The following is a 16,630-nucleotide window of genomic DNA, read 5'->3' as shown; positions in this document are numbered from 1 at the left end:
TCCATCAGTAGCCGGACACGTCCGGCCAGCCGAGCTCGATGCCCTGGGCAACCAGTCGGGACTGGAACTCGCCGAGCAGGGCCGGGGTGTTGCGGACCGCGCGCGGGCTGACGCCGCGGTCCAGGCAGAAGGCCGCGAGCGCGCCGGCGGCCTCGCCGATGTTCCATTCGACCGGGTGCAGGCGGTAGCAGCCGTTGGTGACGTGGGTGGTGCCGAGGTTCTTGTTCGCCGGCAGCAGGTTCTCCACCCGGCGCGGGATCAGCGCCCCGAGCGGGATCCGGAACGGGCTGCTGGCCACGTCGATGTAGTTGTCCCCGCCGGTCGACGGATGCAGGTCGATGCGATACATCCCGATCCCGACGCTGTCGTCGTACTCGACCGCCCCGCGATCACCGCGGACCGCGACCGACAGGTCCTGCTCGACGATCGTGTACTCCGCCTTGATCCGGCGGGACTCGCGGATGTACGGCGCCTGCGCCAGGCCGTCCGTCGTACCGAGCAGATCACCGCGCAGTCGCAGTCCGGGGAAGCCCGCGCCGCCGTCGGGGCGCGGTGCCTCGGTCTGCAGCCAGTAGAAGACGGCCTGGGACAGCTCCTTCGCAGCGGTCAGGTGCTTGGCCGCGTCCGGTACGTCGATCACCGGGCCCTCGAAGTAGTCGATCATCGGCCAGTTCACTAGGCAGATGTCGCTGTCGTACGCACCCGGCTCGAAGTGCCGGCGGGCCGCGATCCGGCGGAACGTCCACAGGTTGGTGTCACCGCCGGTACGGCGCTGATCGGCGACGACGGCGAGTGGATCGTCGTCCGGGTTCGGCGTAAAGGTCCGGACCGAGCTCTTGAGCGTTCGCGGGTTGGGCGCCGTCCAGGACAACAGCCGGTCACCCCAGAACGAGGGCTGGTAGTTCCGCCAGAACGAGTAGTTGGCCGGTTTGTCCCCGACGTGATCCCCGTCGACGTGATCGATCGCGAAGCAGTACGACACCGCCTGCATGTTGAGCGGCTGCGCCTCGGCCGGAGCACTCGGCTCACCCGTCTCGCTCTGCGCCTCGAAGCCGGTCACGTACTCCGTCCCGGTCAGCGGCAGCAGCTCGCCGGTCTCGGTCGCATCGAGGATGTACGGCGCTGTGATCGTCACCTGATCGCCGGTGTCGCGGTGTTCCACGGTCACCGCGGTGACCCGATCGCCGTCGGTCTCAGCGGCGACGGGCCGGAACGGCTGGAGGACCTGAAGCCGCCGGCTGGCCCGGTACGGCGCGAGCATCTCCTCCAGCACGGCCAACGCGACCCGCGGCTCGTGACAAAGCTTGGAGACATACCCAGCACCCGGATTGAGCTGCACCGCAGCCCGCGACGCCGTGGTCAACGGGTAGTGGCGACGGTAGTAGGCGCGGATCCCCTCCCGCAGTGCGCGGTACGACGCGGTGACGCCGAACTGCTCGACCCAGCTGTGCTCATCAGGTGGAACGGCCTGGCTGGTCAGCTGCCCGCCGAGCCAATCGAACTCCTCGGTCAGGACGACCGAGCGACCGGCGCGCAGCGCGGCCAGGGCCGCGGCGATGCCGCCGAGCCCGCCGCCGACGATGAGGACCTCTGAATGCATTACGAGCCTTTCGGTGCGATCAAAGTGGTGCCTTCGGCCAGCTCGCACGGCAGTAGCCGTTGCGTACCCGCCGCGGCGCGGCCGCTCAGCACGGCCTCGAGAAGTTCGGTGGCCTGGCGGCCCATCTCCTGGCGTGGGACGTGGAAACCGCTGAAGTCGATACCGGTCGCGGCCGGCCGGGTCGCGTCACCGAGGGCGACCACGGACAGGTCGACGGGGATGTCGACTCCACGCTCGGCTGCCGCATCGGCCAGCGCGACCGCATCCGCCCGCTCCTCGACGAAGGCAGCCGTGATCCGCGCGTCCAGCAGCGTGTCGAGCACCTCGGCCGGCGGCCGGTCCGCGGTCGGCACGTGCGGTGCCCGATTTCCTGCCGCACGACGGAAGCCGCGCAGGCGATCCGCGGACGACTCGGCGCCGGTGCCCGGGCCGACGAACGCGACCCGACGGTGGCCGAGGGCAAAGGCCTTCTCGACGGTCGTCGATGTCGCGGCGGCGTAGTCGGCTCCGACGTACGGGACCGGGCCGCCGGCGTCGTCGCGACGGCCGACCGAGACGAACGGGTACTCCTCGGCGATCAGCCGGGCCAGCTCGTCCGCCGGGATGTGGCGACCGAGGAGGAGACAGCCGTCGGCGATCCGGAGCCGGTTGTTCTCGTGGAAGATCTGCCGCCGGCCCGAGGTCACCGGCGCGCTGGTGAACAGCAGCAGGTCCCAGCCGAGTCGCTCGGCGCAGTCCTCGATGCCGGCCAGGAACGGGTGGTAGAAATCGCCGCTCGAACTCGGGAACACCGACTCGTAGGTGAACACACCGAGGATCTGGTTCCGCTGCTTGAGCATCCGGCGGGCCAGCGGATCGGCCTGGTACCCGGTCTCCCGGATCACCTTCAGCACCCGGTCCCGCGTCTCCGCCGGGATCCGCGCGGTCGCGTCGCTCCGGTTGTTCAGCACCAGCGACACGGTCGTCTGGCTCACCTTCGCCAGCCGTGCGATGTCGCGCTGGGTGAGTCGGGTGGCGGCCTTGTCCGGCATGGCATCAATCCTTCGCAGTAATACGCATTGCCTGGGAACCGTAGAACGCCGCTCGAAAGCCCGTCAAGGCCTCAAGCCAGTGATAATGCGAATTAGCAACGACAACCTCTTGACCCATGCCAACCGCCCGGAGAACACTCGCCGCAGATCACCCCCGCCGCGAGGAGGTCCTCATGCTGAGTCGACGCCAGTTCACTGGCCTGGCCGCCGGAGCCGTCGCCGGCTCCTTCGTCAGTACCGCCGTACCGGCCGTCGCGACCGCCGACCAGGATCCGGTCCGGTTCACCTCGGCGTACCAGACGCGGCCGCCGGATCCGGGTGCGGTGCTACTCGGGTCACCCGGGTTCGAGGTACACGGTGACGGGATCGGCGACGACACGGCTGCTGTCCGGGCCGCGGTCGACGAGGCGTCCCGGCGCGGGATCGCGAACAAACTAGGCGACATCCTCGGCGGGGTGCGCGACTTCCCGCTGGGTGACGGTGGTGGCGTCGTACTCGTGCCTCCCGGCACCTACCGGCTGACCGGGCCGATCGACGTACACGACTCGGTCCGGATCATCGGGTACGGCGTACGGCGGCCGCGGTTCGTCTTGGCGGACAACAGTCCCGGGTACGACGGCAGCACTCCACGCGACGTGTTCTCGTTCCGGCGGCGGCCGGTCGGCGGGCCGGTGACGTACGCCAACAACGACACCTTCGGCTCCGGGCTGATGAACCTGGACATCGCGATCGGTGCGGGCAACCCGCAGGCGATCGCGGTTCGCTTCGGCGGCGCGCAGTTGTGCGTCCTGCAGGATCTCGACATCGACACCGGTGACGGCTGGGCCGGGATCGACCACAACGCGAACCTGATCCAGCGGGTCCGGGTCAGCGGCGGCGCCGTCGGTCTGAACGCGTTCGCGGCGTCGGCCGGCTGGCAGACGACGCTGCTGGACTGCCGCTTCACCGGTCAGCGCGAGACGGCGATCCGGACGAACAACGACGCCAAGTTGGTGCTCGTCCGGACCGTGCTGGCCGACGCTCCTCGGGGCGTCGAGTGCGTACCGGATCAGTTCCTGCACCTGTACCTGCAGAGCTGCCTACTCTCGGACCTCACCGACTCCGGCATCGTGCTGAACGACAGCGACCTGTTGCCTGGCGCAACCAATCCGCTGATCAGGAACAGCAACCAGCTGAACCTGGTCGACAGCATCTGCCGGCGGACCCCGACCGTGCTGACACTCGCGCAGACCGGCAGCCGCACACACGCGAGTGACGGCGGTATCGACCTCACCTACGGCCTGCGGATCGCCAATGCGTTGTCTACTGGAGAGACCCGGATCAACGGCGTCCAGGCGTCGTACGACGGGCGCCGCGACGTCGGCGCGATGCTGCACTCCGACGTTCCAGACCTGCCGCCGGTGTCCACCTGGGTGAGCATCACCGAGGTCGCTGCCCGGATGGGACGCACGGTCGGCAGAGGCACAGAGGACGATTTGGCGGTGTTCCAGGCCGCGGTCGATCGACACGAGACCGTGTTCGTGCCGATCGGCGAGTACCTCCTGGCCGGGACGTTGCGCCTTGGGCATCGAACCAACCTGATCGGACTCCACCCGCGCCAGACCTGGCTGCGGACCCCGGACGGTACGCCGTGCTTCGGCGATCCTGAGCGACCGAAGGCGTTGGTGGAGACGCCACCCGGCGGCCGCAACATCGTCGTCGGCCTCGGTCTAGACACTGCCCGGAACACTCCCGGATCGGTCAACATTCGCTGGCAGTCAGGCAGCGGTTCCTACCTCGCGGATATCACCACGCAGTTCGTGAAGTGGCATCCCGAGGACGTCGCGAGCGGCGATCCGGGGTACACGTACCGGGGCAAGCACAAGTACGGCGTCTGGGTCCGCGGTGGCGGCGGTGTGCTGTCGAACATCTGGAGTGGCAACGGCTGGGCGGACAACGGCCTGCTGGTCGAGCACTCCACTGTTCCCACTCGTGCGTACGAAGTCTCCGTCGAGCATCACCAGTTCCGCGAGGTCGTCCTCCGCCACGTCGCGAACTGGGAGTTCCTCGGCCTGCAGACCGAGGACCACATCTACGGCTGGCAATCCCAGGCCGTCGAGCTGGACCACTGCCTAGACCTCCTCTTCGCCAACTCTGTCTTCTTCCGCGTCGCCACCGTCCTCGGCCCATCGCCGTACGGCGTGGGGCTGCGGAGCTCACGCAACATCGTCTTCCGCGGCAATCGCGGCTATCGCGACAAGACCCCCGGGTTCACCCAATGGGGTGTCTCCGTCGCCGACGTGAGAACCGGCCGCACCGTCCCCGACCTCGAATTCGCCCTCATCGACATCCCGTGAACCCCAGGAGTTCAGTCATGCCCGTTGCTCGTCGTACTGTCTTGCTCGGTGCCGCTGGTGCCGGGCTCGCGCCCGCGTTGATGTCCGCACCGGCCCGCGCCGCGGGGCTTCCGCTGCTCGCGAGTCTCCCGGCCGGGAAACCTGATCGGCGGTTGTTCGCGCCCGGCGAGCAGCGGTTCGCGGGGTATCTGGTGATCCTCGCGCCGATGACCAACGACATCGTGGACACCGATCCGTACGGCTTCATGGGCGGTGGGTGGTGGCGGACGCCGGCGCAGCCGTTCAACGCGCGGGTCCAGGAGCACGTGTTCACGTTGAGCTGGTTCCATGCCAACCAGCGGGCGTGGAATCCGTACCACCGTGATCCCGCGCTGCTCGGCCGGCTGGACGCCGCGCTGGATCATTACCTGAAGCTCCAGAACCCGGACGGGTCCTGGCCCGAGTACAAACCCGGTGAGCGAGGCAAGGCGTCGAGTGGCTTCGGTCTCGGATACCTGGCCAAGACGCTCGCAAGTCTCCGGCAGTCCGGTGCGCTGCCGAGTCGTCGTACCCAACTGGAAGGTGCCCTGCGCAAGGGAGTCGACTGGTATCTGGACCCGGCCAACACCGTGGTCTGGGACGACCCGTTCGAGTACACCAACCAAGCCGTTGCCGGTGTCGCCGGCTCTGCCCTCACCCTCCGGCTGCTACCCGATCAGGCTCGGTGGCAGCGGCTGCAGGAGCGGATCCGGTTCGTTGCCAAGTGGTCGCAGAGTCCGGCCGGGTTCTTCTACGACCCCCGCGGGATGGACATCAACTACAACTTCGAGGTGATGCTCCCGGAGATGGCTGAGCTCTACCTGCACACCCGGAACCCGTTGCTCGTCTCGATGACGCGCAAGTTCTCCGACTGGTTCGGCTACAACCTGCTGCGCGAACCGGACGGCTCCGGCTGGCTGACGTACTACGCCGTCTCGGACCGGACCGCCACCGCGTACTACGACGACGCGATCCCGGATCCCGATCGGACCATCCTCGCCTCACATTTCGTCCCCGCCGTACCGGAGTTCGGTGCGTTCTTCACCGCCCGCGAGGACAAGGCGGCCCACCGCGCCACCTGGGCTGCCGACCCGGCGCCCGTACCTGCGCTGGCCAAGCAGGACACGTCACCACGGATCATCGCGCACGCGCCGTACGGCGAGACCTTGCCGACCCGCGCCGCGAAGCGGGCCGCGATCGCGCGCATCCCGTATCTCCAGCGGGACGACTTCACCGAGCTACGTCGCGACACGGTGGAGAACCAGGACTACCTCTACGTACGGCGTCCAGGCTTCTACTTCGGCGCGTTCTTCGGGACCCGGCCGGGCAGTGCGGTCAAAGCCGGGACTGGCTTCCTGTGGCATCCGGTGGCCGGCACGGTGATCCACGCACAGCAGACGTCCACCGGTTGCTGGGCCACGGTCCGCGACGGCAAGGCCGATGCCGAGAGCAACCTGATCGCCGAGTACCCGACCAAGGACCTGGTCCGCTACCGCACCAGCGACGGTTCGCTCTCGACCGACCTCATTTTCGACCGGGACTCCGTCACTCGACGGGTCACCGCGACCACGGCCGCCACCGAGCAGATCCCGCTCGTCCTCCAGCCGGGTGACGAGGTCACCTTCTCGGACGGCACCGTCGTCCCCTACAACCAGACCCGTACGGCGACCGCCCACGCCCTCACGATCAGACGAGGCACGGCCGTCATCACGATCACCTGGTCCGGCAGCCGGACCGCCACCATCAGCACGTCCACTCGCACCTACCTCCGCGACCAGCGCCGCCGGATCCACGTGCTCCGCATCCCGCACGACGGCGTACTCGAAACGACGGTCCGCACGAATCCAGGGGCACTGTAGGGATCGTCCGGATACTGCGGTCGCTTTCGGCCGGATAGCGTCACAGCATGAAGGCTGTCGGGCAACAGCGGTACGGCGGTCCGGAAGTGCTGGAGATCAACGAGATCGACCAGCCCGGAGTCGCCGGCAACGAGGTGCTTGTGCGAGTCCGGGCGGCGTCGGTGAACGCGCGTGACTGGCATGTCATGCGCGGCGACCCGTACGTCGCCCGCCTCATGAATCCGTCGATGTTCGGGCTCCGGGCGCCCAAGCAGATCCTTGGTACGGACTTCGCCGGGGTGGTGGAAGCCGTCGGACCAGAGGTACGGCGGCTGAAGCCCGGCGACGAAGTGTTTGGGGAATCACCCGGGGCGTTCGCCGAGTACGTCAAGGCGCCGGAGACCGTGGTCGATCTCAAGCCGGCCAACCTGACGTTCGAGCAGGCGGCCGCGCTGCCGCTTGCGGCGAACACGGCTCTGGTCGGACTGCGTGACGTGGCCCAACTCAAGCCAGGACAGCAACTCGTGATCAACGGCGCTTCCGGTGGAGTCGGGACGTTCGCCGTACAGATCGCCAAAGCGCTCGACGCGAAGGTGACCGCTGTCTGCAGCACGAAGAAGGTCGATCTGGCGCGGACGTTGGGTGCCGACGAGGTCGTCGACTACACGAAGGAAGACTTCACCAGGCAGCAGTACGACGTCGTCCTCGACCTGGTCGGAAACCGCACCCTTGCCGACCTTCGACGCGCAGTGACGCCGCACGGGACGGTCATCCTGTCCGGAGGGGGAGTGTTCCGGGGCGGCAGTGTGTTCGGTCCGGTCGGCCTGATCCTCCGAGGCGTACTCCTGTCCCGCTTCGTGAGTCAGCGGATCGTCACCTTCGACGGGAAGCCGAGTGCGGCCAACCTTGCGACGCTCCGATCGATGGCCGAGGCCAGACAGCTGATCCCGGCCATCGATCGCACCTACCCGCTGGCCGAGACCGCTGCGGCCATTCGGTACGTGGAGACGGAGCACGCCCGCGCGAAGGTGATCATCACCGCCTAGGACGTACGCAACTGCAGGGTCTGGCGGCCCGGGGTACGGCCGGTGAGGTAGACGCGGAGGCCGTCGGGGGTGAGGCTGCCGCCGAGGTAGGTGTAGCGCTCGCCCGGGTCCATCGAGACTCGGGCGGTGCCGTTGCCCGGGCCAAACTCGATGCGGTCGGAGCCGACTGTGTAGGAGCCGGTGCCGGAAGACAGCTGGTAGTTGTTGGCGGTCCCCAGCGCTTCGACCCCGGCCAAGGTGCCGCCTGACCGGAAGCAGAGCTCGATCGCGTACGCCGTTTCGTCACCCTCGAACTCGAAGCTCAGGTCGTACCCGTTGCCGAGTTCGACGATGGTGACCTCGGTTCGCAGCGTGCGGAACTGCTTCGGCCGGTGCGGGAAGTCCATCGCCGCGTAGAACCGCCCGTCCAGGCTCAGCGCGTAGAGACCGTCCGCTCGCCGGTACCGCTTCGGCAGCGGCAGGTGGTACGGCACCTTCACTTCCTGCGCCAGCTTGTACGTGCCCGGTCCGGTCTTGCGCATCCCGTCGCTGCGGAAGTGGCCGGTGCTGAAGAACTGCGGCGACAGCCGGACCGAGTCGAGGATCGCGGCACCGTTGCGCAGCTTGAAGAACGTCGGGTTGGTGGACAGCCCGGACGCGATGACGGGGATGTCGTGGAAGTCGGTGCCACCGAAGACTGTCGCGGTCTTGGTTCCGCGCCGGATCCGCGCCGACGCCTGGGACGGGAAGTGCTGCGCGAAGTCGGTCGGCGCGGGCTTGGCGGCCGGCAGCACCGCCGCGATCTCCGGCCGCTCCAGCACCTCGGCCAGGAAGTCGCCGATCTCACCGGTGCCCCGCTGCTCGATGCTCTTGGCAACAGTCGAGAAGCGCCCGTCGCCGGTGTGCAGGGCAAGCTCGCGGAACTGGGTCAGGTACCACCAGACCTCGCGGATCCGGTTCTGGTCCTGCCGCCGGGACGCGATCGTGTCGATCTCGCCGTTCGGTTCGATGAAGTAGAGCGTCGCGTCCAGGTTGCGCCGGACGTACTCGAGCAGCTCGGGCTTGTTCCGCAGCCAGGCGATCGCGAGCAGACAGTGGTTCGTGACCTCGGAGGCGTACGTCGAGCTGCGTTCGCTGTAGATACCGTCCGGCGTCGCGTCGATGCCCTCGTCGAGCCAGTCGTCGATCCGCGCGGCGTACCGGCGGTCCGGGAACAGGTGGTGGGTTCGCGCGAGTGCGGCCGCGATCTCCCAGCGGTGGTTGGGCGTGTGCACTCCGCCTGCCGCGATGGCCGGCCCGGCCTTGCGCAGTACCTGCTCCAGAATCGTCCGGTGCGGCTGGGTCGCGGGCTGGTCGTCGGCGTCGAGCAGCCCGTAGATCATGGCCACGTCCTGGATCGCGAACGAGCTGTCCGGCGGCGAGTGCAGGTTGCCGACGTCGTACAGCCCGTCCTCGTGCTGGCGCGCCGCGAGCTGCTCGCACAGCCACTGCAGCGGAGCCAGCAAGGACGCGTCGTGGTGGTACGACGACTTGCCCCAGACGTACCCGGAGACGAGTCGGCGGGCCTTGCGCGCGACGCCCCGGACACTGTCCGACGGGTTCTGGAGATTGCTCAGCACGAGCGGGATCTGGGCCTGGTTGGCGTTGGTCAGTACGGCGAGGAAGTCTTCGTCCACAGCGGCTACTCCAGCATTCGTGGCTCCGGCGGCGCCGGCCGGGTAGAGGGCACCGACCGCCAGGGTGGTCAGTGAGCCGGCAAGAAACGTACGACGCTGCATCGAAGCCTCCAAGGTGACAGGGGACCTCCGCCCACCTCGACGCCGGTAAGCGGTTGCCAAATGTCCAGTACTGTCTCCCCGGGACTTTGTCCTGTCAATACTTCGCAGCTGTCCGCATCTGGTCACTGCAGGTTGGCCCAGAGTCTTGTGTGAACCGGTTTCTTGGGCTAATTTGACCGGCCAAGGCAAGCGCTTTCCGCCGCCCACCCTGGTTTCCGGAGGTAAGAAAGTATGAGTGCGCTGGGTGAGCTCGGTTCGCTCCGGCAGAAGAAACCCGCGGGGCAGGTGCCAGACCGGGGCGGCGGGGCGGGGAAGGTCTACAAACGAGACAATCTGGCTGCGTACCTGTTTCTCGCGCCGTGGCTGCTAGGGCTGTTCCTCATCACCATCGGGCCGATGCTGGCCTCGCTGTACCTGTCCTTCACGGACTACAACCTGATCCAGGCGCCCCAGTGGATCGGGTTCGAGAACTTCACCCGGATGCTGTCCGACGAGCGGTTGCACAACTCGCTGCGCGTGACGTTCACCTACGTGTTCGTCTCGGTGCCGCTGCAGCTGGCGGTCGCGCTGCTGCTCGCCGTCGTCCTGGACCGCGGCGTCCGCGGGATGGCGTTCTATCGCTCGGTCTTCTACCTGCCGTCGCTGCTCGGCTCGAGCGTCGCGATCGCGATCCTGTGGCGTCAGGTGTTCGGCACCGAGGGCCTGATGAACCAGGTGCTCGCGCTGGTCGGGATCGACGGCAAGGGCTGGATCTCCGACCCGAGTACGGCGCTGGGCACGCTGGTGGTGCTGAACGTGTGGACGTTCGGCTCGCCGATGGTGATCTTCCTGGCCGGCCTGCGGCAGATCCCGACGATGTACTACGAGGCCGCGTCGGTGGACGGGGCCGGCGTACTGGGCAAGTTCTTCCGGATCACGCTGCCGCTGCTCACCCCGATCATCTTCTTCAACCTGGTGCTGCAGATCATCCACGCGTTCCAGTCGTTCACCCAGGCGTTCGTCGTCTCCGGGGGAACCGGCGGGCCGTCGGACTCGACCATGTTCTTCACGCTCTACCTCTACGACCGGGGCTTCGGCAATTTCGACATGGGCTACGCCTCCGCGATGGCGTGGTTCCTGCTCGTGATCATCGGGGTCTTCACCGCGGCGAACTTCTTCGCCTCGAAGTACTGGGTGTTCTATGACGACTGAGACGATCCGCAGCACGGTGACGGCGCGGCCCGCGGTGATCAGCTGGGTCCGGATCCGGCCGGTGGTGATCCACCTCGCGCTGGCCGCCGCCGCCCTGGTGATGCTCTACCCGGTGATCTGGATGGTGGTCAGCTCACTGCGGCCGGGCAACGAGATCTTCCGCGAGCCAGGCCTGCTGGTGAAGGACCTGCGGATCGAGAACTACCGGGTCGGCTGGAACGCGCTGACCGAGCCGTTCACCCGCTACCTGCTGAACTCGGCGGTCGTGGTGCTCGGCAGCGTGCTGGGCAACCTGGTGTCGTGCTCGATGGCGGCGTACGCGTTCGCCCGGCTGGAGTTCGTCGGGAAGAAGTTCTGGTTCGCGATCATGCTGCTCAGCATCATGCTGCCGATCCACGTGGTGATCGTGCCGCAGTACATCCTGTTCTCGCAGGCCGGCTGGATCAACACGTTCCTGCCGCTGGTGATCCCGAAGTTCCTGGCCACCGACGCGTTCTTCGTCTTCTTGATGGTGCAGTTCATCCGCGGCATCCCGCGCGAACTGGACGAGGCGGCCCGGATCGACGGCTGCGGCCGGGCCGGGATCTTCCTGCGGGTGATCCTGCCGCTGATGGTGCCGGCCCTGGCCACCACCACCATCTTCACGTTCATCTGGACCTGGAACGACTTCTTCAGCCAGCTGATCTACCTGACCGACCCGAAGATGTACACCGTCCCGGTGGCGCTTCGGTCGTTCGTCGACGCGACCGCGGAATCGTCCTGGGGATCGATGTTCGCCATGTCGGTCGTCTCTCTCGTCCCGATCTTCCTCGCCTTCCTGCTCGGCCAGCGGTTCCTGATCAAGGGCATCGCCACCACCGGCATCAAGTAACCCCCTGAAAGGTGCACATCATGAGGCCGCTCATCCCACCCACCGCAGGTCGGCGCCTGCGGGCCCTGGCCGCCATCGGAATCGCTGCCACCCTGCTGGCCGCCAGCGCCTGTGGCGGTGACTCCGGTGGCAACAGCGGATCCGCCGACGGCAAGGTCACGCTGCGGTTCACCTGGTGGGGTGGCGACACCCGCACCAAGATGACCCAGCAGGCGATCGACGCCTACCAGAAGGATCACCCGAATGTGACGATCAAGGGTGAGTTCGGCGAGTGGTCCGGGTACTGGGACAAGCTCGCCACCACGGTCGCCGCGAACGACGCGCCGGACATCATCCAGATGGACGAGAAGTACCTGCGCGAGTACGCCGACCGCGGCGCGCTGCTCGATCTGAAGAAGGCCGAAGGCCTGGACACCGGCAAGTTCGAGGAGGACACCCTCAAAGCCGGTGAGTTCGACGGCGGCCTCTACGGCCTGAACGCCGGGATCAACTCCTTCGCCATCGTGGCGAATCCGGCCATCTTCAAGGCCGCCGGTGTGGCCCTTCCGGACGACACCACCTGGACCTGGGACGACTACACCAAGCTCGCCGCCGAGCTCAGCACCAAGCTGAACGGCAAGGGCTGGGGCACCGGCGCGCCGGGGACCAACGAGGCCGCGCTGAACCTGTGGGCCCGCCAGCACGGCGAGTCGCTGTGGACCCAGGACGGCAAGCTCGGCGTCTCGGCCGGTCAGGTGACGGCGTTCTACCAGCAGGTGCTGAAGCTGAAGGACGCCAAGGCCATCCCGTCGGCGGAGTTCATCTCGCAGGACATGAACGCCGCGCTCGACCAGTCCGCGATGGCCACCGGCAAGCTGGCCATGGGCTGGATGTGGAGCAACCAGCTGAACGCCATGAGCAAGGCCGCCGGTACCGAGCTCAAGCTGCTCCGGGTCCCCAGCGTGGAGGGCAAGGCCAGCGCGAACGGCTCCTACTACAAGGGATCCATGTTCTGGTCGATCTCGTCGCGGTCGAAGCACCAGAAGGAAGCGGCCGAGTTCGTCAACTACCTGGCCAACAGCACCACCGCCGGCAACATCATCCTGGCCGAGCGGGGCGTGCCGCCGAACACCGAGATCCGCGCCGCGGTGACGCCGAAGCTGCAGCCGGCCGACGCCGCGTCGGCGAAGTTCATCCAGGACATCGGCAAGGAGCTCGGCGACCCGTCGCCGGCGCCGCCGGTGGGTGGCGGCCAGGTGGAGAAGATCATCCAGCGGTACACCACCGAGGTGCTGTTCGGCCGGCAGACACCGGACAAGGCAGCCCAGGGATTCATCGACGAGGTCAACGGGGAGCTCAAGTAAGTGTTGCTGATGGCAACTGATTGCCGATGACGAACGCGCCTCGGGTGGCCGTGGCAGGTGTCCACGGCCACGGGGCGTCCCATGTCCGGAACGTGGCGCGGCTGGCCGAGGCCGGTCGCGCCCGGCTGGTCGCCGTCGCCGACCCGCGACCAGCCGAGGACCTACCTGCTGACGTTCAGGTGTACGGCGGACTGGACGAGCTGCTCGCGGCGACCGAGGTCGACGTGGTGATCATCAGCACGCCGATCCAGACCCACCTTCCCCTTGCTGAATTGGCGATGCGGGCGGGTGCCGACGTACTGCTGGAAAAGCCGCCGACGGCGTCGCTGGCCGAGTTCGAGCAGCTGTCCGCGGTGGTCGAAGAGACCGGCCGGGCCTGCCAGGTCGGGTTTCAGGCGCAGGCGTCCACGGCGACGCTGAAGCTTGCACGGATGGTGGCCGACGGGCGGTTCGGTGAGCTTCGCGGGATCAGCGCGGTCGGGAAATGGGTGCGGAAGGCGCAGTACTTCCAGCGCGCGCGATGGGCCGGTCGCCGTACCCTCGACGGGGTCGCGGTGGTCGACGGCGCGGTGACGAATCCGCTCGCCCACTCGACCGCGGCCGCGTTGCTGCTCGACGGTTCGCCCGGTGCGGACGACGTACGGTCGGTGCAGGCGGAGCTGTTCCGGGCCAACCCGATCGAGTCCGACGACACCTCGACGGTCCGGATCGTCACCGGCCGCGGTACGACGATCCTGATCGCGGTGACGTTGTGCGCTTCGGAGCATCTCGAGCCGTCGGTGATCGTGCACGGCTCCGAGGGACGCGCCGTACTGCGGTATGCGTCGGACACCCTCGAGATCCACGAAGGCAGCTGCACGACGGTGACGAAGTCCGAGCGGTACGACCTGCTGGAGAATCTGCTCGCCCATCGCGCGGATCCCGCCGTACCGCTGTACTGCCCGCTGTCCGCGACCGGTGGATTCACCAAGGTCGTCGAGGCGGTGCGGGTCGCGGCGGCGCCGGCCGAGATCCCGTCCGAGCTGGTGCGGTGGGAAGGCGAAGGACTGGAGCGGCACCCGATCGTGATCGACGTGGAGAAGTGGATCGATCGCGCGTCCGACGAGCTCGCCCTGTTCAGTGAACTCGGGGCGCCATGGACTAACCAACAACAACGGGAGAGTTGATGTCTCAGAACCTCGGCTGCAACCACGCTGTCGGCCGGTCGATCCAGGTCACGGCGGGCGACGGCGAGTTGTTCACCTATGTCTACCGGGCGACTGATCCGCAGCTCGAGTCGCCGCGGCCGTACATGCACCCGATGAGGACGCTGGGTGGCGACCTGGTCAGCGTGTTCCGGCCGCACGACCACGTCTGGCACAAGGGCCTGACCTGGTCGCTGCCACACTTCGGGCACGACAACTTCTGGGGCGGGCCGACGTTCTCCAAGGAGGCCGGCTACCAGCAGCTCGACAACAACGGCTCGATGGACCACGACCGGATCGACGCACTCGACGTCTCCGACGACCTGGTCCGGTTCTCGCACCACCTGTCCTGGCGGACGCAGGCCGGTGCGCATGTCGTCGACGAATCACGCTCGCTGACCACCCGGTTCGCGGACGACGGCTGGGTGCTGGTCTACGAGACCGCGATGACGAACGTGTCGAGCGAGACCATCCAGATCGGCAGCCCGACGACGGCCGGCCGTGAGAACGCCGGGTACGGCGGCCTGTTCTGGCGCGGACCGCGGTCGTTCACCAACGGCACGGTGCTGGCCGAGCAGGGCAAGGGCGGCGACGAGCTCCGCGGTCAGCACGCGGCCTGGATGGGCTTCAGCGGCAAGCACGACAACAACGACCGCGCCTCGACGATCATCATCGCCGACGCCGCCGACAACGTCCGCCACCCACCGCAGTGGTTCGTCCGCTCGGAAGACTTCGCCGCCGTCTGCCCCGCCCCCTTCTTCTCCGAAGAACTCCCCTTCGAACCAGGCTCGACCCTCACCTTCCGCTACGCCGTCCTGGTAGCCGACGGAGCCTCCGACGACCAACGCGCAGCTGGCCTCGCCGCCCAGGCGCAGAAGGCCCTGGTCACCGGCTGAAGGTGCGGACCGCCAGGCCACCACAATCACCATCGGGGCCCGACCCCGAGCGTGGCGCCGCTGGTAGGCGGCCAATTGTGATGGCCTGGCGGTCCGGCGTCACTTCGGTAGTGCCAGGGTGAAGCAGGTGTCGCCTGGGCGCGAGGTGACGACGATCGCGCCGCCGTGGGCTTCGGTGATGGACTGGGCCAGGGAGAGGCCCAGTCCGGAGCCGCCGGAGTCGCGGGTCCGGGAGGCGTCGGCGCGGGTGAATCGCTTGAAGACGTTGGGTTGCAGGTCGGCCGGGATGCCCGGACCGTCGTCGTGAATGGTGAGGATGGCCGAGTGACGGTCGTCGGCCTTCAAAGCCACGGTCACGGTGGTTCCGGCCGGCGTGTGCCGGCCGGCGTTGTTCAGCAGGTTGGTGACGACCTGGTGCAGGCGTTGCTCGTCGGCTGTGACGACCACGGGTTCCGGCGGCAGGTTCACCGTCCAGTGATGGTCGGGACTGACGATCCGCGCGTCGGTCACCGAGTCCATCGCCAGCCGGGTCAGGTCGACCGGTCTGAGGTCGAGCGGCCGGCCCGCGTCGAGCCGGGCCAGCAACAGGAGGTCCTCGACCAGTGCTGCCATCCGGGTGGCTTCCACCATCACCTTGCCCATGGCCAGCGGGAGATGTTCCGGGCTGCGGAGGCTGAGCTGCGCATAGCCGTGGATCGTGGTGAGCGGCGTACGCAGCTCATGGGAGGCGTCGGCGACGAACTGCCGGACCTGCTGCTCGCTGCGATGCCGCGCATCCAACGCGTTCTCCATATGACCCAGCAAGGTGTTCAACGCAACCGCGACCTGACCAACCTCGGTCCGCTCGTCGGTGAGTGCGTCCGGCACCCGCGCGGTCACACCGATCTCACCCGTGGCCAGCGGCAGACCGGCGACCTCGCGGGCGGTCTGCGCGACTTGGCGCAGTGGCCGCAATTGACGCCGTACGACGATGATCGCGACACCTCCGGCGGTGACCACGCCGACGCAACCGAACAAGACCTCCCAGCCGATCAGGCTGTTCACGGTGTCGTCGATGTCCTTGGTGGGGAGGCCGGTGATGACTGTCGTACCACTGATGAGTGAGGCATGCACGCGGTACTGGCCGAGCCCGGGGACGTCGATGGTCTCGTTGGACTGGTTGACCGGTACTGACGCAAGCGCGGCGATCGCCTGGGCCGACAGGCCGGCCAGATTGCCGTCGGCGGTGATGACGTTGGCACTGGTCCCTGAATCGACCTGGTAGACGGTGATCGTGCCCGCGTCCTGGCCGTGCGGGTTGCCGAAATCCGGCGGCTTGGGCTTGTCCGCATCGGGCTTGTTCAGGACGCCGATCGCCCGGCCGTGCGACGCGTCGACCTTGTCGTCGAGCTGCCTGGTCAGGTACGAACTGATCGCGGCCGTGGTCAACGCGCTCATCACCAGACTGACCGTTGCCATCAGCAACACGACCGCGACGGTCACCCGGGCGGTCAGCGAGGTCGGCAGCAATCTGCGCATG

Annotated in this window: 12 protein-coding genes; 8 read left to right on the top strand and 4 right to left on the bottom strand. The window is 67.6% G+C overall.

The annotated features are described in order from the left end of the window. Nucleotides 1–4: 4 nt before the first annotated feature. Together V9K99_RS12370 and V9K99_RS12365 are read right to left on the bottom strand one after the other, a co-directional pair. Nucleotides 5–1,600, bottom strand: coding sequence for an FAD-dependent oxidoreductase (locus tag V9K99_RS12370; RefSeq protein WP_337002125.1), 1,596 nt, complete (start codon nucleotides 1,598–1,600; stop codon nucleotides 5–7). Then, nucleotides 1,600–2,631: a LacI family DNA-binding transcriptional regulator gene (locus V9K99_RS12365; protein ID WP_337002127.1), complete on the bottom strand. Its 1,032-nt coding sequence runs from the start codon at nucleotides 2,629–2,631 to the stop codon at nucleotides 1,600–1,602. Before V9K99_RS12365 ends, V9K99_RS12370 begins: the two co-directional genes overlap by 1 nt. A gap of 173 nt (nucleotides 2,632–2,804) precedes the next feature. Here V9K99_RS12365 and V9K99_RS12360 point away from each other — a divergent pair, with 173 nt between their 5' ends. Genes V9K99_RS12360 through V9K99_RS12350 form a run of 3 tightly spaced genes read left to right on the top strand, consistent with a single transcriptional unit; the run spans nucleotide 2,805 to nucleotide 7,869 of the window. Continuing rightward, nucleotides 2,805–4,967 (top strand): glycosyl hydrolase family 28-related protein, encoded by a 2,163-nt coding sequence (locus V9K99_RS12360; protein ID WP_337002129.1) that lies wholly within the window; start codon nucleotides 2,805–2,807, stop codon nucleotides 4,965–4,967. A gap of 17 nt (nucleotides 4,968–4,984) precedes the next feature. Further along, entirely contained in the window at nucleotides 4,985–6,844 is a 1,860-nt protein-coding gene (locus tag V9K99_RS12355) for a hypothetical protein (protein WP_337002131.1), read from the top strand. Between the two features lie 47 nt (nucleotides 6,845–6,891). Beyond that, complete coding sequence (locus V9K99_RS12350; protein WP_337002133.1) at nucleotides 6,892–7,869, top strand: NAD(P)-dependent alcohol dehydrogenase; 978 nt, start codon at nucleotides 6,892–6,894, stop codon at nucleotides 7,867–7,869. Here V9K99_RS12350 and V9K99_RS12345 read toward each other — a convergent pair. Then, nucleotides 7,866–9,626, bottom strand: coding sequence for a hypothetical protein (locus V9K99_RS12345; RefSeq protein ID WP_337002135.1), 1,761 nt, complete (start codon nucleotides 9,624–9,626; stop codon nucleotides 7,866–7,868). The two genes, V9K99_RS12350 and V9K99_RS12345, sit on opposite strands and share 4 nt — an antisense overlap. Before the next feature lie 231 nt (nucleotides 9,627–9,857). Between V9K99_RS12345 and V9K99_RS12340 the strand changes: the two genes are divergently transcribed. The 5 genes from V9K99_RS12340 to V9K99_RS12320 are packed head-to-tail and all read left to right on the top strand — an operon-like array spanning nucleotide 9,858 to nucleotide 15,111. Continuing rightward, complete coding sequence (locus V9K99_RS12340; RefSeq protein WP_337002137.1) at nucleotides 9,858–10,817, top strand: carbohydrate ABC transporter permease; 960 nt, start codon at nucleotides 9,858–9,860, stop codon at nucleotides 10,815–10,817. Next, nucleotides 10,807–11,688 (top strand): carbohydrate ABC transporter permease, encoded by an 882-nt coding sequence (locus V9K99_RS12335; RefSeq protein ID WP_337002139.1) that lies wholly within the window; start codon nucleotides 10,807–10,809, stop codon nucleotides 11,686–11,688. The genes V9K99_RS12340 and V9K99_RS12335 overlap by 11 nt, the downstream gene beginning before the upstream one ends. A gap of 20 nt (nucleotides 11,689–11,708) precedes the next feature. Then, nucleotides 11,709–13,031 carry an ABC transporter substrate-binding protein gene (locus V9K99_RS12330; protein WP_337002141.1) on the top strand — a complete coding sequence of 441 codons (1,323 nt, stop codon included), beginning with the start codon at nucleotides 11,709–11,711 and terminating at the stop codon, nucleotides 13,029–13,031. Between the two features lie 26 nt (nucleotides 13,032–13,057). Continuing rightward, nucleotides 13,058–14,197, top strand: coding sequence for a Gfo/Idh/MocA family protein (locus V9K99_RS12325; RefSeq protein WP_337002143.1), 1,140 nt, complete (start codon nucleotides 13,058–13,060; stop codon nucleotides 14,195–14,197). Continuing rightward, nucleotides 14,197–15,111 (top strand): PmoA family protein, encoded by a 915-nt coding sequence (locus V9K99_RS12320; RefSeq protein WP_337002145.1) that lies wholly within the window; start codon nucleotides 14,197–14,199, stop codon nucleotides 15,109–15,111. Before V9K99_RS12325 ends, V9K99_RS12320 begins: the two co-directional genes overlap by 1 nt. A gap of 99 nt (nucleotides 15,112–15,210) precedes the next feature. Here the strand turns inward: V9K99_RS12320 and V9K99_RS12315 are convergent, their stop codons facing one another. Further along, nucleotides 15,211–16,629 carry a sensor histidine kinase gene (locus V9K99_RS12315; protein ID WP_337002147.1) on the bottom strand — a complete coding sequence of 473 codons (1,419 nt, stop codon included), beginning with the start codon at nucleotides 16,627–16,629 and terminating at the stop codon, nucleotides 15,211–15,213. Between the last annotated feature and the right edge of the window lies 1 nt (nucleotide 16,630).

This window comes from Kribbella sp. CCNWLW201 (assembly GCF_037203805.1).
GTDB lineage: Bacteria > Actinomycetota > Actinomycetes > Propionibacteriales > Kribbellaceae > Kribbella.
The sequence above is the reverse complement of the archived record's forward strand: the minus strand, read 5'-3'. Positions and strand labels throughout refer to the sequence as shown.